The organism is Blautia sp. CAG:237 (genome assembly GCF_000436615.1).
GTDB lineage: Bacteria > Bacillota > Clostridia > Lachnospirales > Lachnospiraceae > Blautia_A > Blautia_A intestinihominis.
The window spans coordinates 1-21,282 of record NZ_FR886712.1; the positions used below are offsets into that span (position 1 = coordinate 1).

19 protein-coding genes and 1 riboswitch are annotated in these 21,282 nt (G+C 45.8%); of the genes, 4 read left to right on the forward strand and 15 right to left on the reverse strand.

All coding sequences use genetic code 11. From position 1 onward, the window contains the following. Window positions 1–3: 3 nt before the first annotated feature. Complete coding sequence (locus QZL69_RS04415) at window positions 4–1,944, reverse strand: GGDEF domain-containing protein (RefSeq protein ID WP_022214016.1); 1,941 nt, start codon at window positions 1,942–1,944, stop codon at window positions 4–6. Between the two features lie 261 nt (window positions 1,945–2,205). Here QZL69_RS04415 and QZL69_RS04420 point away from each other — a divergent pair, with 261 nt between their 5' ends. Continuing rightward, entirely contained in the window at window positions 2,206–2,727 is a 522-nt protein-coding gene (locus tag QZL69_RS04420; RefSeq protein WP_022214017.1) for a hypothetical protein, read from the forward strand. A gap of 103 nt (window positions 2,728–2,830) precedes the next feature. Here QZL69_RS04420 and QZL69_RS04425 read toward each other — a convergent pair whose 3' ends face one another. From QZL69_RS04425 to QZL69_RS04490, 14 genes are all read right to left on the reverse strand, one after another. Then, entirely contained in the window at window positions 2,831–3,667 is an 837-nt protein-coding gene (locus QZL69_RS04425; RefSeq protein WP_022214018.1) for a metal ABC transporter permease, read from the reverse strand. Between the two features lies 1 nt (window position 3,668). Beyond that, complete coding sequence (locus tag QZL69_RS04430) at window positions 3,669–4,376, reverse strand: metal ABC transporter ATP-binding protein (protein ID WP_022214019.1); 708 nt, start codon at window positions 4,374–4,376, stop codon at window positions 3,669–3,671. 71 nt (window positions 4,377–4,447) lie between these two features. After that, window positions 4,448–5,443, reverse strand: coding sequence for a metal ABC transporter substrate-binding protein (locus QZL69_RS04435; RefSeq protein WP_022214020.1), 996 nt, complete (start codon window positions 5,441–5,443; stop codon window positions 4,448–4,450). A 35-nt stretch (window positions 5,444–5,478) separates the two neighbouring features. Next, window positions 5,479–5,922: a Fur family transcriptional regulator gene (locus tag QZL69_RS04440; RefSeq protein ID WP_022214021.1), complete on the reverse strand. Its 444-nt coding sequence runs from the start codon at window positions 5,920–5,922 to the stop codon at window positions 5,479–5,481. Window positions 5,923–6,150: 228 nt separating this feature from the next. Next, the gene (gene ptsP / locus QZL69_RS04445) at window positions 6,151–7,782 is read right to left on the reverse strand and encodes a phosphoenolpyruvate--protein phosphotransferase (RefSeq protein ID WP_022214022.1); all 1,632 of its coding nucleotides are present in this window, start codon (window positions 7,780–7,782) and stop codon (window positions 6,151–6,153) included. A gap of 60 nt (window positions 7,783–7,842) precedes the next feature. Then, entirely contained in the window at window positions 7,843–8,100 is a 258-nt protein-coding gene (locus tag QZL69_RS04450; RefSeq protein ID WP_022214023.1) for an HPr family phosphocarrier protein, read from the reverse strand. A gap of 45 nt (window positions 8,101–8,145) precedes the next feature. Beyond that, entirely contained in the window at window positions 8,146–8,982 is an 837-nt protein-coding gene (locus QZL69_RS04455; protein WP_022214024.1) for a PRD domain-containing protein, read from the reverse strand. A gap of 27 nt (window positions 8,983–9,009) precedes the next feature. Next, window positions 9,010–11,178 carry a PTS transporter subunit IIABC gene (locus tag QZL69_RS04460; RefSeq protein WP_022214025.1) on the reverse strand — a complete coding sequence of 723 codons (2,169 nt, stop codon included), beginning with the start codon at window positions 11,176–11,178 and terminating at the stop codon, window positions 9,010–9,012. A gap of 231 nt (window positions 11,179–11,409) precedes the next feature. Next, complete coding sequence (locus QZL69_RS04465; protein WP_022214026.1) at window positions 11,410–12,015, reverse strand: NUDIX hydrolase; 606 nt, start codon at window positions 12,013–12,015, stop codon at window positions 11,410–11,412. 73 nt (window positions 12,016–12,088) lie between these two features. Beyond that, complete coding sequence (locus QZL69_RS04470; RefSeq protein WP_022214027.1) at window positions 12,089–12,724, reverse strand: ECF transporter S component; 636 nt, start codon at window positions 12,722–12,724, stop codon at window positions 12,089–12,091. 149 nt (window positions 12,725–12,873) lie between these two features. After that, a riboswitch (FMN riboswitch) is annotated at window positions 12,874–13,030 on the reverse strand. Window positions 13,031–13,157: 127 nt separating this feature from the next. Then, window positions 13,158–14,138, reverse strand: a complete 981-nt coding sequence (locus QZL69_RS04475; protein ID WP_022214028.1) for an ABC transporter permease — start codon at window positions 14,136–14,138, stop codon at window positions 13,158–13,160. A gap of 12 nt (window positions 14,139–14,150) precedes the next feature. Further along, window positions 14,151–15,230: an ABC transporter permease gene (locus QZL69_RS04480; protein ID WP_022214029.1), complete on the reverse strand. Its 1,080-nt coding sequence runs from the start codon at window positions 15,228–15,230 to the stop codon at window positions 14,151–14,153. Continuing rightward, complete coding sequence (locus QZL69_RS04485; RefSeq protein ID WP_022214030.1) at window positions 15,223–16,761, reverse strand: ABC transporter ATP-binding protein; 1,539 nt, start codon at window positions 16,759–16,761, stop codon at window positions 15,223–15,225. The genes QZL69_RS04480 and QZL69_RS04485 overlap by 8 nt, the downstream gene beginning before the upstream one ends. A gap of 78 nt (window positions 16,762–16,839) precedes the next feature. Continuing rightward, window positions 16,840–17,997 carry a BMP family ABC transporter substrate-binding protein gene (locus tag QZL69_RS04490; RefSeq protein WP_417192302.1) on the reverse strand — a complete coding sequence of 386 codons (1,158 nt, stop codon included), beginning with the start codon at window positions 17,995–17,997 and terminating at the stop codon, window positions 16,840–16,842. A 361-nt stretch (window positions 17,998–18,358) separates the two neighbouring features. Between QZL69_RS04490 and QZL69_RS04495 the strand changes: the two genes are divergently transcribed. From QZL69_RS04495 to QZL69_RS04505, 3 genes are all read left to right on the forward strand, one after another. Continuing rightward, a complete protein-coding gene (locus QZL69_RS04495) occupies window positions 18,359–19,423 on the forward strand; it encodes an ABC transporter substrate-binding protein (RefSeq protein WP_022214032.1) in 1,065 nt (354 codons plus the stop codon). A 93-nt stretch (window positions 19,424–19,516) separates the two neighbouring features. After that, window positions 19,517–20,437, forward strand: coding sequence for an ABC transporter permease (locus QZL69_RS04500; protein ID WP_022214033.1), 921 nt, complete (start codon window positions 19,517–19,519; stop codon window positions 20,435–20,437). Then, on the forward strand, window positions 20,437–21,231 hold the full coding sequence (locus QZL69_RS04505) for an ABC transporter ATP-binding protein (protein WP_022214034.1): 795 nt from the start codon (window positions 20,437–20,439) through the stop codon (window positions 21,229–21,231). Before QZL69_RS04500 ends, QZL69_RS04505 begins: the two co-directional genes overlap by 1 nt. Window positions 21,232–21,282: the final 51 nt, after the last annotated feature.

The window sequence follows — 21,282 nt, forward strand, 5'->3', positions numbered from 1 at the left end:
CTGTCAAAAAGTCGAGTTAATTAAAGGATGAAATACTACTGTACTTTCTTTGTTGGTCTTTGAGTCATATACGGTGTCTCTGGACATCAGAACGGTTTTCTGGAGCCAGACAAGAGCGTTATCATCACTCTTTTCGCGGTATTCCACTGTTACCTGCCTAGAACCCGTCTCAAATCGCTGAAGAAGCTTGGAAGAAGAATCCACGATACGGTAATTTTCCATGGTGTCTTCTGTTATATAGGCTCTGCGCTCGCTGCAATAATCATCGTAAGAACATGGTGTCTGAACCTCAAAAGTAATTTTTTTTGATTTCGTATGATAAAAAGCACTCTCCAGCCTGTCATTCGTCAGGTCTACTGTATAGACAGAATGTGCTGTCTGCAAAAGTGCCTCCGCGTAGTTTCCATTCTCCACGATCGACTGCCGAAGCTGCTCGTAATAACGTGCCAGCCGGTGTTTTTCGTTCGCCTCGTTCTCATTTCGGTTCTGGAAAGTCTCAAATCCCAGGATAAAATGATGCAGTCGTCCATCCTCTGTCCCGTTGAGATACAGAAGCGTCATTCTGCCACGGTACACATTTTCGCCGTACTGATACTGATATGGAAGCTCAAATTTCCCGGAATCTTTTGTCAGATGCTCGCTCAGGTATTCGATCTGAAGCTGAAGACGGAGATCTTTCCTGTTCTCCTCTGTAGAAAGTTCCTGTATGATCTGCTCAACGGCACCGGAGTAACTTCCGTCATCTGCAAGGAAAAATTTCGAACTGGATCTCAGCACATAATACTGATCCAGCAAAGCATCACAGTACATGCAGCTCGAAAATTCATAGCCCTGTGCAGAGATGTTCTCAAGGATCTGAATATTCATCTTCTGCTTCGCTGCCGCTTCTTCCATCTTTGCCCTATTCTTGTCAATGTACATGTTTTTGTCCGCAAAACGGAACAGGTCTCTCATAGTACAGCCGTCGAAATCACTCGACAATGCGTAACCTGCCGCATAACTGATCGGCATTTCCGGATTTTTGCGGGAGTATTCTGCCGCATGATCCCTGATATTCTGAAGACATTCCCGAACACCATTGTGGTCAAGTCCCTTAAGGACAGCTATAAACTCATCACCGCCGTCACGCCCTGCAAAAAATTCCTCCGGGACAGCCTCGCGAAGCTGTATTGCAAAAGAACGGATGTATTCGTCACCTTTGTCATGACCAAGATTATTGTTGATCGTTCGCAGATTATTCAGGTCAAATACGCACATCGCAACCAGTTCATCTGCCGGGATCGGATCTGGAGCATTAAGGATCTCCTCACATTTATTCTTGTTTGGAAGCCCGGTTGCTTCATCGAGGTAGACTTTTTTCTGAAGGATCCTGTTCTGTGCGGCAAAACGGACTGCCTTGACAAGTTCTGTTCCGATGATCAGAACCAGGCCCAGGATATCCGCCAAAACTACTTTTTCCAGTTTATCCAGGGCTGTGGCTTTTTTCTGGGAATAAACTTCCGCGTAGCTGACCGCCTCGTCACAAATCTGGAAAAAATGCTCGCTCTTCGAAATAATATCGGTGTTCTCGTAACCTTTTTCCCTGACAAGGAGAAGTTCACTTCTGAGTTCTTCTTCAAAACACTGTGCAAGCTCGTCCATCTTGTTCTGAAAATTCTTATCCGCAAGACGCACAAAATTCAACTTGTCACTTCCATAGCGCAGTCCTTCAATATAGGACGAGATCGTCTCATACATCTTATCCTGCGGCTCCCCGGAAATCTCCAGCTTGACCATACGCTGCGTGCCGCCGCGCACCAGTCCCGCATAGTTAATGACACGGGCCGTTCCCTGGATCTTGCCCACCATAGACATGATCATAAAAAATAATACGATCAGTATCGTCGTAAGGACCATCATTGCAATACGCAAAAAATGCGTCTGTTTTTTCTCTGTTTCTTTCATTAAATATCCGTCCTGTTAAACATCCAAAACATTTTTTAGTATTTGTTATTATTCTATCCGATTCCCTGCTTTTTGGCAACAAAAATGGGACCTGAGTTTCCCCAGATCCCGTGGTGTGTTGCATTTTGTACAATTCATGATATGTGAGTTTTACATAATTTTCATTCTATTTTAATGGTTTTTCATTGCTTTTTGCACAATATCAATTTATAATAAAAAATATCAATTGGAACGTAAAAACTATGACGGAGGGTGTATTTTATGAACGAAGAACTTTTTAACGAGGCGACGAAATCAAATGTTTTGTCAAAGAAACTGATCGATCAGCTTCAGGAAAGCATGAGCTACAGCAGTATTTCTTTTATCAACTGGACAATCGAGGTCCTGACACTGATCAAGAACCGTTTGGAGCGCGGGGACAGAATTACGGATGAAGTCAGTGGAGAGGTTTATACACTGCATTCTTTCCAGGCATTTGTAAAGAAAAATTTCTCCTCTTACATAACCAGCCAGGTCTTCACCGAGAGTACCAAACCAGAGAAGATCTACTTCTCTCTGAAACCATGTGAAGGCGGTTACAGCCTTCTCGCTGCTGATTCCGGTGATAACAAGACTTATGCGTGGATTTCAAGCCTCAGCAAGAGATTTTCTCTCGTGCAGATGATCGCGACTGGTGTTGTTTATGTCAAAGACACACGTACAGATACCTATCAGCCGTTTATCTCTGAGCATGGCAAATACTGCCGTTATGATAAAGAACACGGAATCCTCGTAGAAATCTGATCGGTTTCTGCAAGCATTCCGCTATCAACAATTCCATATCTGTTCATCCATATCTCAGTTGGAGTTTCGGCTCTGACTGAGATATTTTATTACTATAAACAATTTATCTTCCTGTGATTCTTCCAATACCATAAGAAATCAGAAATACTGCAATATCCACTGCCACGATCGTAGATCCGACCGGCGTTCCTGCCAAAATTGAAATCAGGATTCCGGCAGTTGCACTGATCACAGACATCACCGCCGCACTGATCGTCACAGAGCGGAAAGATTTGAATAATCTCATCGCAGAAAGTGCCGGGAAGATCACCAGTGCTGAGATCAAAAGTGATCCAACCAGATTCATTGCCAGAACAATGATCACTGCGATCACAACCGCGATCAGAAGATTATAGGCATTCGCCCTGGTTCCGGTCGCTTTTGCGAAGTTTTCGTCGAATGTCACTGCAAAGATCTTGTTATAAAATAAGATAAAAATCGCCACAACTACGATAGAGAGGATCGCGCACAGCCATACCTCGCCTTTTGTCAGGGTCAGGATGGAAGTGGAGCCAAACAGCGTACTGCACACATCCCCTGAAATATTCGGACTTGTAGAAAAAAGATTCATCAGAAGATAACCGATCGCCAGCGCACCGACGGAGATCATTGCGATCGCCGCATCTCCCTTGATCCTTGTGTTCTGTCCTGCACGGAGAAGCAGGATCGCACAGATCACAGTCACCGGAAGGATGAACAGCATATTGTTGGTGATGTTCAGTACGGACGCAATTGCCATGGCACCAAATGCCACATGGGAAAGTCCGTCACCGATGAAAGAAAATCTCTTCAATACCAGTGTCACGCCCAGAAGGGAGGAGCACAGTGCGATCAGTACACCTACGATCAGTGCGTAGCGCACGAACGGATACTGAAAATACATATGAAGTGTCTCAAACATCTTATTCCTCCCCTTCCTGTCCGGTGAATGCTTTGCCCAGACTGCTTTCGAGATATTGTTTCTTGGTACCGAAGAAGCAGTGCTCTCCGATATGCAGGATATGTGTTGCATATTTTACTGCCGCCGCAATGTCGTGTGAGATCATAATGATCGTAATTCCATCTTTCTTATTCAGATCCTTGATAAGCTGATACATCTCTGCGGTCACTCGTGGATCCAGACCGGAGACCGGCTCATCGAGAAGAAGGATCTTCTGTGCTGCACAGAGTGCTCTTGCGAGAAGGACTCTCTGCTGCTGCCCGCCGGAAAGCTCTCTGTAGCAATGATCGGCAAGATCCTGGATCATCATTTTTTCCATTGCTTTCTGTGCAACACGCTTTTCTTCTTTGTTATAAAATGGTCGCAGTCCGCAGCGGCTCTGGCATCCGGACAGAACGATCTCCCGCACTGATGCCGGGAAATCCCTCTGCACCAGGGTCTGCTGTGGGAGATATCCGATCTCGTTTTTCTTAAGTCCGTCTCCCAGTTCGATCGTGCCGCTGATCGGCGGCTGCAGATGGAGAAGTGTTTTCATTAATGTAGATTTACCGGAACCGTTTTCTCCTACGATGCAGAGGTAATCACCTGCGTCGATGGAGAAATTCAGATCTTCCTGGATCGCCCGGTTATCGTATCCAAGTGTAAGATTTTTGCATGTAAGCTGCGCCATTGTTGTCCCTCCTGTCATGGACAGTTTGTTATCTCAAGCAGATGGATCTGTTTTCCATCTGCGATCATCCATTAATTCAGTGCCTCTTTCAGCACATTCAGGTTATCTTCCATCACGGAAAGATACGTTACGCCATCTGCGATCTCATCAGAAGTGATCGACTGCATGGAGTTCAGTTCCAGTATCTTCTGATCTTTCGTCTCGGTGTTTTCGATCACGGTCTGCGCGATCCGGTCGTCTGATTTCTCGATGGTCAGCACGGTTTTAAGTCCCAGTTCATCCAGCTTTTCGGCAAGGAATGTCACTGTCTTGAAACTTGCCTCAGACTCCGCGGAACAGCCGGAAAAGGCTGCATAATAATTCAGTCCGTAATCATCCACCAGATAGCGGAATGCAAAGCGGTCTGCAAAGAGAAGTGTGTTCTGTTTCGCGCTGTCCACTGTATTCTGGTATTCTGTATCCAGATCAGAAAGTTTTTCCTGATAAGCCGCTGCGTTGGATGCATAGACATCTTTATTTTCAGGGTCCATCTCTTCAAGTGTCTCCGCGATGATGCCACAGATCACTGACGCATTTCGGAGGGATGTCCAGACATGCTCATCGTATTCCTTCTCATCCTCGTCTTCATGTCCATGGCCACTTTCCTGCATGCCCTCAACTTTTTCTTCTTCCTTGATGGTATCGCCGAGAACTTCCATCAGATTGATTGTCTTCATATCCTTATTCTGAGCCGATTCCAGAGCATCCTCGATCCACTGGTCGGACTCGCCGCCCACATAGATCAGAAGGTCGCAGCTTGATACTTTCATGATATCCTTCACTGCCGGCTGGAAACTGTGAAGGTCTGTTCCATTATCAAGAAGCATGGTCAGGTCGACATCCGCCTCCCGGTCTCCAAGAACTGCCCGTGTCCAGTCGTATTCTGGAAAAATGGTGGTCACGATCTTTAATTTTTTGCCTGAGTCCTCTGTTGTTCCTGCTTCCGCTGTACGCACTCCCGCCAGAGGAATGCTGATACTTAAGATTCCCAGCAGGATCGCCAGCGAACTCATGATCCATTTTTTCATTGGTCTGCTCCTTTTCTTCTATAATTATTATCTGCTTATTTTCCTTTGATATGAACTGCTTCGGATTTCCGGCAGTCCTCGCAGATTCCGTAAAAAACTGTCCTGCACGGGTCCATCTGGAATCCGTGGCTCTCCATCAGATGCTGTTCCAGTTTAACCACATCCTCACAGTGAAGATGGATCAGTTTTCCACATTTCTCACATTTGCAGTGGAAACAGGATGTCTTGTGACAGTGTTCCTCTGCTCCGAGATATTCAAAACAGGCACTGCTCGTCCCGTCCACATTGTATTTGGCGACCAGCCCCTGTTCCACCATCCTCTCCAGATTGCGGTAAACTGTCGTTGTTCCGATCGTAATTCCCTGTTCTTTAAAATGCAGACAGACATCTGCGACCGTCACATGTGTTCCCTCCACGGTCCTGAGATATGATAAAAGCTGTGCCATCTGCTTTGTCTGATAAGGTGCTTTACTTCCCATAATATCTTCCTTCCGCCGGAATGCCCGGCAAACAAATCTATATCTGATATTTTTATACAAATTGAAAACCGTTTTCATATTATAGCACATTCTGATGATGTGTCAATATGAAAACGGTTTTCATTTTCATTTTTTCTTATTTCGCAAACAAAAAACTCCCGCCCGGCACGCGAGGTGTTTTATCCACCTCGCCGTGTCAGACGAGAGTCTGTTTTTCCACACTATTGATCAATCTTCCACTTTTTTCATCTCGCGGACGATCTTACGAAGTTTGAGGATCATGGACGGAGCTACGGAAAGCTCGTCTACGCCCATGCATACAAACTGCTCGGTAAGGGTTGCATCTGCACCAAGTTCGCCGCAGATTCCTGCCCATTTGCCGCATTTGTGTGCGTTGTCTACGACCATCTGGATCATGCGGAGGATTGCTTCGTGATGAGGATTATAGAAGTCATCCAGTTTCGCATTCTGACGGTCAAGAGCAAGGGTGTACTGGGTCAGGTCGTTGGTTCCGATACTGAAGAAGTCAACCATCTCAGCAAGCTTATCGCTGATGATCGCTGCTGCAGGAGTTTCGATCATGATTCCCTGTTCAGGAAGTTTGTACTGGATCTCCTGCTCTTTGAGCTCTGCTTCTACTTCTGCTACGATCTCATAGATTTTCTTTACTTCCTCTGTGGAAGTGATCATCGGATACATGATGGAAAGATTTCCATAAACAGCGGCACGGAGAAGTGCACGGAGCTGTGTCTTAAAGATATCCGGCTGTGTCAGGCAGATACGGATCGCACGATATCCCAGAGCCGGGTTATCTTCGTTTCCGAGGTTGAAATAATCTACCTGTTTGTCAGCACCGATATCAAGGGTACGGATGATAACTTTCTTGCCAGCCATCATCTGTACTGCCTGCTTGTAAGCCTGGAACTGCTCTTCCTCTGTCGGGAAGTCGTTTCTTCCAAGATAAAGGAATTCGCTTCGGAAAAGACCGATTCCGCCGGCATCATTCTCGAGGACATAACCGATGTCACCAACACTTCCGATGTTCGCATAGATGTTGATCTTGTGTCCATCTAAGGTTACGTTTTCTTTGCCTTTTAATTCCTGAAGAAGTTTGAGTTTCTCTGCTTCTTCTTCCATTCTCTTCTCAGTCTGTGCTTTGATCTCCTCGTCCGGATCAAAGGTAACGGTTCCTTCGAAGCCATCTACGACTGCTGTCATACCGGTCTTAAGTTCATCAAGATCCATCGGAACACCGATCAGAGCCGGAATGTTCATCATACGGGCAAGGATCGCTGTATGAGAGTTGGTAGAACCATGAACAGTCACAAATGCAAGAATCTTATCCTTGTCCATCTGAACAGTTTCACTTGGGCTTAAGTCATCAGCTACGATCACAGACGGATCGATAGAGCTTAAATCTGTGTCCTCCTGTCCGCTTAAGTTACGTACAAGACGCTCGGAGATATCCTTGATATCTGCGGAACGCGCTTTCATGTAATCGTCATCCATAGATGCGAACATCTCTGCAAAATTGTCACCGGTTGTTGCTACGGCATACTCTGCATTGACCTGCTCTGTGCAGATGGTATTCTGGATCGCTTCCAGATAATCATCATCTTCAAGCATCATCTGATGTACTTCAAAAATGGCTGCGCTGGCCTCACCAACTTCTTTGACTGCCTTGTCATATAATTTCTGGAGCTGCTCTTTGGATTTCTCCAGTGCAGCATCCACACGCTTCACTTCTGCTTCCGGGTCTTCGATCCTGGTTCTTTTGACCTGATAATCATCTTTCTTGAGAACCACGATCGGTCCCATAGCTATTCCTTTATAAACAGATTTTCCCTGAAAACACTGCATCCTTACTTCCTCCTGCATTACTGTTATGTTATACCCATTCCAGGTTTTGGATCGGACTGATTACAGATTTGCTTCGAAGAATTCTTTGAGGCCTGCAATTGCAGCGTCTTCGTCAGCACCTTCAGCTGTTACAGTTACAGTTTCGCCCTGTTTTACACCGAGGGACATCAGCATCATAAGCTGTGTAAGTTTCTTTGTTTTGCCGTCTTTTGTGATTGTGCACTCGGACTCATACTTCTTTGCTTCTTTTACAAGAAGTCCTGCCGGTCTTGCGTGGATTCCCAGTTCGTCTTTGATTGTGTACTCGAATGTTTTCATGTTGTTTTTCTCCTCTTCTTTATATATTTTTATTAATAAACATTTTTATTCGGTCTCACTGTCCAGCATGCGCTCCAGATGCATTGCCAGGTAGCCGATCTCGATATCCGGCATCGGCAGTCCCAGACGCTTCTCCATCTCATGACAGATCCTCTCGGCTGCATCAAATGCCTCCGGGAACTTCACGGACATATATTCGTTCAGATTCATCTTGAGTTTCTCACCGTGAATCGTTCTTGCCACCATGTAACGTACATGGTTCATCAGACGGTTATATGCCAGTGACATCACATCGATGGAATTGCCTGTTTCTTTCTCAACAAGAGAAATACATTCCCGGACAGTCCGGGCGATCTCCATGGCCTGTGAAACCTTTTCATCTACAATGGCTGAGTGAACATGAAGGGCGATATAACCCGTCTCATGTTCATCAAGCTCTATCTGAAGTTTTTGCTTCAGAAGAGGTGCTATACAGCCAGCCACCTTGTATTCCTTGTAAAACAGGATACGGATGTCTTCCGTGAGAGGATTGCTGATCTGCTCTCCCTTCTGGATACGCCGGATCGCAAAATCAAGATGATCTGCCATCGGAAAAAGGATCGAACGGTCAACCTTGCCGAATTCCTTCTCTGCTTCTCTGAGCACTTCATTCGCAAGTTCCAGACATACCGGAGAAACTGAATTAATGATCTCTCTGGCATCCCCGCGCTCTGTCAGTTCTTTGAGTGAGTAGACTCTGGTATCCTGTGGCACTTCGATCGTCTGTCCCACTTTCTTGCCAAAAGCAACTCCCTTGCCCATGATCAGGCATTCCTGATTTGAATTTCCTTCAAGTCCGATAAAAGAATTGTGATTTAATAATTTTGCTATCCTGTACTTCATCCGTCTCTTCCCCATCCAGGGTCGTTCTTACTGAAGAACCTCGATCTCAAAGAGCGGTTCTCCGGCTTTGATCTGACCCTCCTGCAGCAGATGGATTCTCTGATTATCCTCCAGTTCTGTACAAAGAACCGGTGATGTGATAGAAGGTGCATTCGCTTTCAGGTATTCCAGATCCAGCTTGAGCATCGGATCACCCTTCTTGACTGTCTGACCGCTTTCTACCAGTGCTTCAAATCCCTCGCCGTTCAGTTTTACAGTATCGATTCCCACATGGATCAGCAGACTGATTCCTGAGTCTGTCACGAATCCAATGGCATGTTTTGTGTCAAAAACAAATGCAACTTCGCCGTCTTCCGGAGCTCGTACAAACGGATCTTCCGGTGTTACAACGGCACCATCGCCCATCATTTTCTGAGCAAAAGCTTCGTCCGGTGCAGTAGCAAGATCTGCTGCCAGTCCTGTGATCGGGCTGGAGATCACGATTCTCTCTACGACCTTCTGTTCTTTTGCTTCCTGTGTCTTGTCTGCTGTTTCCTGAACGCTCTCTGTAGTTTCTGCTTCCGCATAAGTATCCGGTGCAGTTTCCAGATAGTCTTCAAGGTTTGACTTAATTACTGTTACGTTTGGCCCATAGATGACCTGAACGCCCTGTCCTTTGTGTACCACGCCTGATGCTCCTGTTGCCTTGAGGATTCCGTCGTTTACTCTGGAAGCATCTTTGACTGTACAACGAAGTCTGGTTGCACAGCAGTCGACATCACTGATATTTTTCTTACCGCCAAGACCTCTTGTGATCGCTTCGCTGACAGCGTCTTCAGAAGCTGCTGCTCCTGCCTGTCCTGCTTCTCTGCGGGCATTTACATCGGCCTTTGTGTAAAGTTTTGTTTCTGTGTCATCATCTTCACGACCAGGAGTCTTGAAGTTGAACTTCTTGATCATGAATTTGAAAATAAAATAATATAAGAAGAAATAAATAATACCAACCGGGATTACTCTCATCCAGCTTGTCTTGGCATTTCCCTGAAGGATACCAAACAGGAAGAAGTCGAGCAGTCCGCCTGAGAATGTAAGTCCTACCGCAATGTTCAGCATATGTGCGATCATATATGCAGTTCCGGCAAGAACTACCTGTACTGCAAACAGTGCCGGAGCAACAAACAGGAAGGAGAATTCCAGAGGCTCGGTGATACTTGTTGCCATACATGCAAGTGCCGCGGAAAGAAGAAGACCGCCGGCAGCTTTTTTCTTCTCAGGTTTTGCACACTGATACATAGCCAGAGCTGCTCCCGGGAGACCAAAAATCATAAAGATAAACTCACCAGAGAAATATCTGGTTGCATCTGCGCTGAAATGTGCAATATTTGCAGAATCAGCAAGCTGTGCAAAGAAAATATTCTGTCCGCCCTGAACCATCTGTCCGGCAACTTCCATCGTACCGCCTACGGCTGTCTGCCAGAAAGGCATGTAGAATACGTGATGCAGACCAAACGGGATCAGAGCTCTCTTAATAAGTCCGAAGATCAGGGTTCCTACATATCCGGAACCTGTTACCAGTCCGCCCAGTGCGTAAATTCCGTTCTGGACAACCGGCCATACAAAGTAAAGAAGAATTCCCACAAACATATATACAATTGTGGAAATGATCGGTACAAATCTCGTGCCTCCGAAGAATGACAGTGCATTCGGAAGCTGGATCCTGTAAAACTTATTGTGGAGTGCCGCCACACCAAGTCCTACGATAATACCGCCAAACACACCCATCTGCAGGGACTGGATACCACATACAGAAGTGATGGTTCCTTCCAGTACAGACTCAGCGATCTCGCCGTTGTCGAGGATCTGTCCTGTAATGGTCAGCATTGCGTTGATCGCTGTGTTCATTACGAAATACGCGATAACTGCTGATAAAGCGGATACTTCTTTTTCTTTTTTTGCCATACCGATCGCAACACCTACAGCAAAGATCAGGGGCAGGTTGTCAAATACTGCACTTCCTACCTTGTTCATGATCATCAGGAGGGCGTTCAGAATCGTTCCCTCACCGAGAATACTTGTCAGGTGATACGTTTCGATCGTGGTTGCATTGGTAAATGAGCTTCCGATTCCGAGAAGAAGACCGGCTACCGGAAGGATTGCGATCGGGAGCATAAAGCTTCGTCCCACTCGCTGCAGAACACTGAAAATCTTGTCCTTCATTTCACATACTCCTTTTTCCTGTGCCTTTGGCACATCCCTAAATTTATTGTTAAGAAGTGAGTATGTGTATTATGTAGGTGTTTTTATACAAAAAAAAGGCACTAATACACATAAACACTCCTTGTTATGTATAGTTAATGCCTCCTAAATCGAGTTACACACTACAACCAATCAAAATATAACATGGTCATAAACGCTTTGTCAAGCTACTCTTTTTATTATTTTTTAATTTTATCTGAGGAAGGCGAAAGGCTCCTCGTCCTTCAGAAAATGCATCAGCATGTAAGCACACATGATGGCAACATTTTCTTCCTTAAGGATCCTTCTGACCTCGTCGCGGTCTGCGAGGACGACTTCGATCTCCTCAGTGTCCTCCTGGGCTGCCTTGCTGATCTCGCCGCTGGCATAGCCATAAACGGTTGCACAGGATTCGTCTGTCATGCCGATCGTGGTAAAGTATGGCTTCTCATAAGCCGGGTCTACTTTGAGCGGTTCGAGTTTCAGTCCGGTCTCCTCGTGCATCTCGCGGACAGCACCCTCGTGAAAGTCCTCGTTCGGCTCTACAAGCCCTGCCGGGAATTCATAGATGTAACCGCCCAGCGCATAGCGGTACTGGCGGATCAGAACAACCTTATCCTTCTTCTCGCCGTAAACACTGTAAATGATCACTCCGTCCGGATCATTGCGTCCGGTCTTCATCTTGAGGGATGGAATGTCCTTTGCTCTGGATGCCACGTAATAAGATACCGGTGTATTATGTACGCTGGTCGCATCTACATGGTAGAGATTGACGAAACGGTTGTCTGTAAGTTTTTGTACATCATGAATTTTTCCCATATTATAGAGAACCTTCTTTCCTGCACAAATCTACCGTGCAATATTATACTGTGTGTTCTCCGGTGTGAATGAATCAGTCACCCTTGAGAACTACGCGGATTCGTTTGTAAATAAAGAACACGATCACTGACATCAGGATATATTTGAATAAGTTAAATGGAACAATGATCAGTGCAACGAAACCAAGAAGACTGTTTACGGAATGATTTACTGCTGCTCCCATTTCGATGAAAGCTTCGATTGGCATACCAAATGCTTTACCATATGCCGGAAGAAGAACAAATGCATTCATCAGGCAGGCTGCTGCTGTTGTCAGTACTGTACCTGCTGCCATTCCCATAACTGCATGCTTACGGCTCTTTACATTATGGAGTCTGTAGATCAGTCCTGCCGGTACTACAAATGTACATCCAAAAAGGAAGTTTGCAAAATCACCAACACCTGCTGTTACAGTTCCCATTGTTACCAGATGCACCAGAATCTTGACAAGCTCGATAAAAATACCTGCTACCGGTCCCATCGCAAAAGCTCCTACCAGTACCGGGATTTCTGAGAAATCCAGCTGATAGAAAGACGGCGCCAGGAACGGAATTGGAAATTCAAAATTCATCAGGATACCTGCAAGGGCTCCCAGCATCGCAACCTGTGTGATCGTCCGAGTACGGCTCCTCTGCATTACATTTCCATTTCTTAAAACCTGTTCACTCATACTTCTCTCTCCTTTGAATTATCTTTTTTTAAAGAAAATTCTACGCTATGCTGTGGCAAACGACTCTTATTTGTAAAAAGAAATCGGTTTTGCAGCATAAAAAATCCCCGGAATCATCTTCCCGGGGTACTGAGCACGTATGAATTATTCGTGTTCTTCTCTCATCCAGACTTTACTGTCGGTTCCGGAATTCTGACTCTCTGTAAGCCAGTCACCAGATCAGCCGCATTACGCGGGTCGCGGACTATACCGCCGGTAGGGAATTCCGATCTTCTGTAAATCAGTCACCCTGCCCCGAAGAATTTTCTTTTATCTGAGAGATATTATACAACTAACTTTCTTACAATGCAATAGAAAATAATAAAGACACTGACAATTTTGAAAAACATTTTCAAAAATATATCAGTGTCTCTATGAATTTAATACTATATTCTTATCGTTCTTCGCGGAAATACGGAAGTCCCAGTGCAGCCGGCGGCTGATGTTCTTTCTTCTTTCGGAAGCTTGTGAATACCAGAACGATGATGGTTACGACATATGGAAGAGCCTTGAATACTTCCTGCATGCTTCTTCCGAGTCCCGGAATATACAGGTACAGGATGTAAAGTGCCCCAAAGAGGAATGCTCCCCAGATCGCATTGAGCGGTTTCCACAGTGCAAAGATAACCAGTGCGACTGCAAGCCATCCACGGTCACCAAAACCGTTATCTGTCCAGGTTCCACCGGAGTATTCCATTACGAAATACAGACCGCCAAGTCCTGCCAGGCCTGCACCGATACAGGTTGACAGATATTTGTATTTGATAACGTTGATACCGGCTGCATCTGCAGTTCCCGGGTTCTCACCGATCGCACGGAGGTTCAGTCCCATTCTCGTTTTAAATAAGAAGAATGACAGTGCGATCGCTGCGATCACACAGAGATAAGTCATAAATCCGTAGTTAAATAAGATCGGTCCGATCACAGGGATCTTGGATAAGCCAGGGATTTTTGCCGTATAGGCACTTCCTGTTACCTTAACAGAAATCTGTCCGACACCACCGGCAAGTTTGGAGATGGAACCACCGAAGAAGTTACCAAATCCAGTACCAAAGATGGTAAGGGCAAGACCTGTTACGTTCTGGTTTACACGAAGTGTGATCGTCAGGATACTGTAGATCAGTCCACCGATCATTGCACATGCAAATGCACATACAAACGATATCAGAACTCCGACAAAAGCATTCGGGTTCGGATTGTCTTTTTCATAAAGGAAGGCTCCCATCAGTCCGGCGATACCTCCCATGTACATGATTCCCGGGATACCAAGGTTCAGGTTACCGGATTTTTCCGTCATGATCTCTCCAAGCGCACCATACAGAATACAGATGCCCTGGACAATTGCTTTTTGAATAAAAATGGTCAGTACACTCATTGCATCTTCCTCCTATTTCTTTGCACGCTTTACTCTGTAATTGATAAAAAATTCTGCTCCGATCAGGAAAAACAGAATGATTCCAAGGATTACATCAGATGCATTCTCGTTCAGTCCATACTGTGTCGCGATCTGAACAGCACCCTGATCCATGAATACGATACCAAAAGAAACAGCTACCATAATAAAGGTATTGAATTTGGAAAGCCACGCAACGATGATCGCTGTAAATCCGCGGCCACCTGCTGTCGCGGTAGAGATCGTATGGCTCGCGCCGCTGACAATTACAAATCCTGCGATACCGCAGATCGCACCGGAAATTGCCATGGTACGGATGATGACTTTCTTTACATGGATACCTGCATATCTGGCGGTATTTTCACTCTCACCGACTACAGCGATCTCATAACCCTGTTTGCAGTATTTCAGGTAGATGAACATACCGACTGTCAGGATCAGGACGATCAGCACATTCCATCCATATTTCTGTCCAAAGAGTTCTGGCAGCCATCCTGCCTGTGTTGCCTGATTGATGATACCGACTGTATTGGATCCTTTTGGATTTTCCCAGAAAACAATGCAGTAGGTAACGACCTGCATCGCAACGTAGTTCAGCATCAGTGTGAACAGTGTCTCATTGGTATTCCAGTATGCCTTGAATACTGCCGGGATCATTCCCCAGATCATGCCGCCAATGGCACTTGCAATAAACATTACGATCAGAAGCAGAATCGGTGACATTTTGTCCCCTGCATAGATCATTACTGCTGCAGAGCATGCTCCACCGATCAGGATCTGGCCTTCTGCACCGATGTTCCAGAATTTCATCTTGAATGCCGGTGCAAGACCGATCGCGATACACAGAAGGATCATCGTATCACGGATCGTCTGCCAGATACGGCGCTCGGAGCCCATGGCTCCATCCCAGATTGCTTTGTATACATCTACCGGATTCATTTTGACAAGTGCCACGATCACTGCACCACACACGATCAGTGCAAGGATCAGTGCGATAAAACGGATCAGAAGTCTTTCCTGCCATCCGGCTTTGTTTCTTCGTTTACTTACCTGTAAGAAAGGTTCTTTATTCATTGACAGCCCCTCCTTTTTCGTGCTTCGTCATGAGAAGACCGATTCCCTCTTTGGTCGCTGTTCTTCCGTCAACCACTCCGCTGATCCTGCCGCCACAGAGAACTGCGATACGGTCACAGAGTTCCAGTACAACGTCCAGATCCTCAATGACGCAGACAACTGCAACGCCTTTTTTCTTCTGTTCGTTCAGAAGCTGATAGATAACATGAGAAGTGTTGATATCCACGCCTCGTGTCGGGAAAGCGACAAGGAGAACTTTCGGGTTCTGTGCGATCTCACGTCCAACCAGAACTTTCTGGACATTTCCACCGGACATCTGGCGGACCGGAGCGGAAATACTCGGTGTCATGACTTCAAGCTGATCTTTGATCTTCTGTGCAAGGGCTCTCGGACCTTTACGGTCGAGGAAAGGACTTTTGCCGTTGCGGTAGCTTCTAAGCATCATATTATCGGTCATATCCATGTCTCCGACGAGTCCCATACCGATACGGTCCTCAGGAACGAAAGCAAGACTGATTCCTGCTTCATTGATAGAAATGGAATCCATTCCGGAAAGTTCCATTCCGCTTCCATTGTCATCCAGAAGTCGGATGGAACCACTTTCTACATCCTGCAGACCGGCGATTGCCTCCAGAAGTTCCTTCTGGCCGCTTCCTGAAATACCGGCAATACCAAGGATCTCACCTGTGTTTACTGTCAGATCTACATCATCCAGAGTTTTGACATCGTCTTTGTCCTTACAGTTTACGCCTTCAATGACCAGGCGCGGCTTTATATTCTCCGGCTTCGGACGCTCGATATTCAGGTCAACTCTTGCGCCAACCATCATTTCAGAAAGGCTCTGCACATTTGCCTGGGCAGTTTCCACAGTGTCAATATACTGGCCTTTACGAAGGATCGCCACGCGGTCAGACAGTGCAAGAACCTCCTGCAGTTTATGCGTGATAATGATGATCGCACATCCGTCATCTCTCATGTTACGAAGGATATCAAATAATCGGTCGGCTTCCTGCGGTGTCAGCACGGCTGTCGGCTCATCCAGTATCAGGATCCTGGCACCACGATAAAGCATCTTTACGATTTCGACGGTCTGTTTCTCGGAAACGGACATTTCGTAGATTTTCTTTGAAAGATCCAGGTCAAATCCGTACTTGTTGACCAGTTTCTGGATATCCTCTGTGATCTTTTTCATATTGAGTCTTGCCTTGCCCGGCAGACCCAGGACGATATTTTCGGCTGCTGTCAGTACATCTACCAGTTTGAAATGCTGATGTACCATACCGATTCCAAGTTCGTAGGAATCCTTCGGCGAACAGATTGTTACCTCCTTGCCATTTACAAAAATATGTCCTTCATCCGGATAATAAATTCCGTAGATCATATTCATGAGAGTTGTCTTGCCGCTTCCGTTTTCACCCAGGATCGCAAGAATCTCTGATTTTCTCAGCGTGAGATTTACATGGTCATTCGCCTGGACGGATCCAAAACGCTTGGAAATATCCTTAAGTTCAAGTGCATAAGTTTCTCCCACTGTCATTCCCTCCTTTTTTCTGTCTATAGACAAGAAAAAAGCAGAGCTGCTGACGAGCAGCCCTGCCTGTTTCAATTCTTATTCTGTAATAGAAGTGATTCCGTCGATCGCTACATCGAATGCCGGTGCAGAACCATATTCGGATTCATGGAAGTATCCGTCAGAAACGTATTCTGTGTCGCTGCCGTCTTTCTTATAGGTAGTAAGTTCTTTGCCATCTACTGTGAATGTAGAGGTATCAAATACATGAAGAGATCCGTCTGCAAGTGCGTCTTCTACTTCTTTTACTTTCTCATCTGTTCCTTCTGCTACAACGTTCTCGTTGAGTGGTGTGATCTTGTCTGCACCATCGGAGAAGCCTTTGCACCAGTCAGTATCGATTGCTGTGCCATCAAGCATGCACTGTACTGCATATGTGTAATATACACCCCAGTCCATGGATGCGGATGTAAGTGCTGTGTTAGGAGCAACGGATGTCATATCAATGTTGTATCCAACGCAAGGAACGCCTGCTGCTTCACATGCTGTAGGAGCACCTGTTGTATCTGCATGCTGGCTGATCAGAACACATCCGTCAGAGATCAGGGCATCTGCACATTCTTTCTCAAGGTCGAAGCTTGCCCAGCTGTTTGTGTATTTAACTTCCATTGTTACGGACGGGCATACGCTCTTAGCTCCAAGGTAGAAGGAAGTGTATCCGGAAATAACCTCTGCGTACGGGAATGCACCTACATAACCCATTTTGCAGTTATCCTCTGTAATAGTGCCGTCCTCGATCATCTGATTCAGTTTCAGACCTGCTACTACACCGGATACATAACGTGCTTCATAAATATTTGTGAAGTAGTTGTGCATGTTGGAAAGTCCGCTTGATGCTGCCTGAGTTCCTGTTGCATGACAGAACTGAACGTCCGGATATTCTCCTGCTGCTTCAAGGATATAAGTTTCATGTCCAAAGCTGTTTGCAAAGATGATCTGACATCCCTGGTCTGCAAGGTCTGCTGCTGCATCGTAGCATCCTTCGTCTTCACCGATCAGAGTTTTCTCGATGACCTGTGAATCATCCAGTCCAAGGTTCTCTACCATTTCGTCGATACCAGCCATATGAGCTGCTGTATAGCCTTCGTTCTCATCTCCGATATAAATCGCACCAATCTTGATGTCTTCCTTTGCGATTCCTGCGCCACTTTCGCTGTCATCACTTGCATATACAGGTGCTGTCATAGAAACTGCCATTGCTGCTGCAAGTCCGATTGCCAATGCTTTTTTCATTCTTCTTTCCTCCATTTTCTCTTTTCTCCTCTACCTACAGTTCACCGAACAAAAGAGGCACAACACTTTCTGTTACGCCTCTTTGCAAGTGCTTTTACTATACATTCCGATCTGCAAATTGTCAATAAATTCGAACAAAAACGCATTATTTATTTGACACCCTAATTTTTTTTGTATTTTATTTCGCATAATCTTAAATAGGAAATCTTTGGCGGTTTTGTCCGAAGTCTCAGCATTTCTCCTTGACTTTTTCGCGTTAAAGCGTTATACTTTAAAAAGTTAATTCGATTCAAGTGTGAATCAACAAAACAGGAGGACTTGAAATATGAAAAAGCAGATTTTAGCAGGTGTTCTTTCTGCAACAATGGTAGTTGGCATGGGCGGTGTCAGCGTATTCGCAGCAGATAATGCAGATGATAAAACTTACAACATCGGTATTTGCCAGCTTGTACAGCATGAGGCACTTGACGCAGCAACACAGGGATTCAAGGATGCCATCACAGAAGAACTTGGCGACAAAGTTACATTTGATGAGCAGAACGCACAGGGTGATTCCAATACCTGTTCTACTATCATCACAGACTTCGTTTCTGACGGTGTAGACCTGATCCTTGCAAACGCAACTCCTGCACTTCAGGCAGCTTCAGCTGGTACAGCAGATATCCCGATCCTTGGTACTGCAGTTACCGAATATGGTGTTGCACTTGACCTTGACGATTTCGACGGAACTGTTGGAACCAACATTTCCGGTACATCTGACCTTGCTCCACTGGATCAGCAGGCAGCAATGCTCAACGAACTGTTCCCGGATGCAAAGAACGTCGGACTTGTTTACTGCTCCGCAGAAGCAAACTCCCAGTACCAGGTAGATACAGTAAAGGATGCCCTTGAAAAATTAGGATACACCTGCACTTACTACGCATTCTCAGATTCCAACGACCTTTCTTCCGTAGCTACTACAGCTGCTACAGAAAGCGATGTGATCTACGTACCAACAGATAACACAGTTGCTTCCAACACAGAGATCATCAACAACATCTGCCTTCCGGAGAAAGTTCCGGTAATCGCCGGTGAAGAAGGTATCTGCCAGGGATGCGGTGTTGCTACTCTTTCCATCAGCTACTATGACCTTGGTGTTGCTACAGGTAAAATGGCACTCAAAGTTCTCGTTGACGGAGAAGACATTTCCACAATGCCAATCGAATATGCTCCACAGTTCACCAAAGAATACAACCCGGAGATCTGTGACGAACTTGGAATCACAGTTCCGGATGACTATGTGGCAATCGGTGCTGACGATGCAGCAGACGAAGAAGAAACATCCGAGGATGCTGATGCAGAAGCAGCAGACGACACAGCAGAGGAAGATACTGCTGAAGAAGCTGAATAATTCTGACAATTAATCTAAAATCACAAATTCACACTGACAGCGGGAGAGGAATAACCTTTCTCGCTTTCTGTGTCATCAGGAGGAACTATAAAAATGAACATTATGAGCTTAATCAATGCACTTCCGGGTGCTTCTGCCCAGGGTCTGATATGGGGGATCATGGCAATCGGTGTCTATCTTACTTTCCGTATTCTGGACGTAGCCGACCTTACTGTTGATGGTACCATGTGTACCGGAGGTGCTGTCTGCGTTATGATGCTTATGAGCGGTCATAACATCTGGGTATCCATGCTTGCTGCAACCGGCGCAGGAATGCTTGCCGGTCTTGCAACAGGAATCTTCCACACTTTCATGGGAATCCCGGCGATCCTTGCCGGAATCCTGACACAGCTTGGTCTTTACTCTGCCAACCTCAAGATCATGGGCAAAGCAAACCAGGCAGTCAACGGAAACAAATACAACCTTCTTGTTTCCCTTCGAAATGTCAAAAATGTTCCATTTTATCAGAATACAATTCTGATCGTTGCAATCTTTATCGTTGTTCTGATCGCGATCCTGTACTGGTTCTTCGGTACTGAACTCGGATGTTCTCTCCGTGCTACCGGATGTAACCCGAATATGTCCCGTGCACAGGGTATCAACACAGATGTATGCAAGGTACTCGGACTTATGATCTCCAACGGACTGGTTGCTCTTTCCAGTGCACTTCTTGCACAGTATCAGGGATTCGCTGATGTCAACATGGGACGTGGCGCGATCGTTATCGGTCTTGCTGCTGTTATCATCGGCGAGGCAATCTTCGGAAAGATCTTCCGCAACTTTGCTCTTCGTCTTCTGAGCGTTGCATTTGGTTCTATCCTCTACTATCTGGTACTCCAGACTGTTATCTGGCTCGGAATCGATACAGACCTTCTGAAGATGCTGTCTGCACTTGTAGTAGCGATCTTCCTTGCTGTACCTTACTGGAAAGCAAAATATTTTTCAAAACCTACGAAACGTGGAGGTAACAACTGATGCTTGAGCTGAAAAACATTTACAAAACTTTTAATCCTGGAACTATCAATGAAAAAGTGGCTCTGAACGGTCTGAACCTCACTCTGAATGAAGGAGATTTTGTTACAGTTATCGGTGGAAATGGTGCCGGTAAATCTACCATGCTGAATGCAGTTGCGGGTACATGGATGATCGATGAAGGACAGATCATCATTGATGGTGTTGATGTTACGAAATTATCAGAACATAAGAGAGCAGCCTACCTGGGACGTGTTTTCCAGGACCCTATGACTGGTACTGCTGCTACAATGGGTATCGAAGAAAATCTTGCACTGGCGAAACGTCGTGGAAAACTTCGTCTGCTGAAACCCGGTATCACAAAGGCAGAACGTGCAGAATATAAAGAATTACTTAAGATCCTTGGTCTGGGACTTGAGGACCGTCTTACTTCCAAGGTCGGACTTCTTTCCGGTGGACAGAGACAGGCGCTGACACTGCTTATGGCTACGCTTCAGAAGCCGAAGCTGCTTCTGCTGGACGAACATACCGCAGCACTCGACCCAAAGACAGCGGCGAAGGTACTTGAGATCACAGAAATGATCGTAAACCGGGATCACTTGACTACAATGATGATCACTCATAATATGCTGGACGCGATCATCCATGGAAATCGTCTGATCATGATGATGGAAGGCAAGATCATCCTGGATATCCAGGGTGAAGAAAAAAAGAAACTGACCGTACGCGACCTCCTCGACCAATTCGAAAAAGCCAGCGGCCAGGAATTCAGTAATGACTCCGCTCTGCTGAGTTAAAAGTTCCTTCCACTGCCTCCATACTCCAAACATCCCAGCGGTACACAACGA

Bases quoted from the DNA above. Each gene is read 5' to 3' on its own strand.
- QZL69_RS04415 (WP_022214016.1), bottom strand. From the start codon at position 1,944: ATGAAAGAAACAGAGAAAAAACAGACGCATTTTTTGCGTATTGCAATG.
- QZL69_RS04420 (WP_022214017.1), top strand. From the start codon at position 2,206: ATGAACGAAGAACTTTTTAACGAGGCGACGAAATCAAATGTTTTGTCA.
- QZL69_RS04425 (WP_022214018.1), bottom strand. From the start codon at position 3,667: ATGTTTGAGACACTTCATATGTATTTTCAGTATCCGTTCGTGCGCTAC.
- QZL69_RS04430 (WP_022214019.1), bottom strand. From the start codon at position 4,376: ATGGCGCAGCTTACATGCAAAAATCTTACACTTGGATACGATAACCGG.
- QZL69_RS04435 (WP_022214020.1), bottom strand. From the start codon at position 5,443: ATGAAAAAATGGATCATGAGTTCGCTGGCGATCCTGCTGGGAATCTTA.
- QZL69_RS04440 (WP_022214021.1), bottom strand. From the start codon at position 5,922: ATGGGAAGTAAAGCACCTTATCAGACAAAGCAGATGGCACAGCTTTTA.
- ptsP (WP_022214022.1), bottom strand. From the start codon at position 7,782: ATGCAGTGTTTTCAGGGAAAATCTGTTTATAAAGGAATAGCTATGGGA.
- QZL69_RS04450 (WP_022214023.1), bottom strand. From the start codon at position 8,100: ATGAAAACATTCGAGTACACAATCAAAGACGAACTGGGAATCCACGCA.
- QZL69_RS04455 (WP_022214024.1), bottom strand. From the start codon at position 8,982: ATGAAGTACAGGATAGCAAAATTATTAAATCACAATTCTTTTATCGGA.
- QZL69_RS04460 (WP_022214025.1), bottom strand. From the start codon at position 11,178: ATGAAGGACAAGATTTTCAGTGTTCTGCAGCGAGTGGGACGAAGCTTT.
- QZL69_RS04465 (WP_022214026.1), bottom strand. From the start codon at position 12,015: ATGGGAAAAATTCATGATGTACAAAAACTTACAGACAACCGTTTCGTC.
- QZL69_RS04470 (WP_022214027.1), bottom strand. From the start codon at position 12,724: ATGAGTGAACAGGTTTTAAGAAATGGAAATGTAATGCAGAGGAGCCGT.
- QZL69_RS04475 (WP_022214028.1), bottom strand. From the start codon at position 14,138: ATGAGTGTACTGACCATTTTTATTCAAAAAGCAATTGTCCAGGGCATC.
- QZL69_RS04480 (WP_022214029.1), bottom strand. From the start codon at position 15,230: ATGAATAAAGAACCTTTCTTACAGGTAAGTAAACGAAGAAACAAAGCC.
- QZL69_RS04490 (WP_417192302.1), bottom strand. From the start codon at position 17,997: ATGGCAGTTTCTATGACAGCACCTGTATATGCAAGTGATGACAGCGAA.
- QZL69_RS04495 (WP_022214032.1), top strand. From the start codon at position 18,359: ATGAAAAAGCAGATTTTAGCAGGTGTTCTTTCTGCAACAATGGTAGTT.
- QZL69_RS04500 (WP_022214033.1), top strand. From the start codon at position 19,517: ATGAACATTATGAGCTTAATCAATGCACTTCCGGGTGCTTCTGCCCAG.
- QZL69_RS04505 (WP_022214034.1), top strand. From the start codon at position 20,437: ATGCTTGAGCTGAAAAACATTTACAAAACTTTTAATCCTGGAACTATC.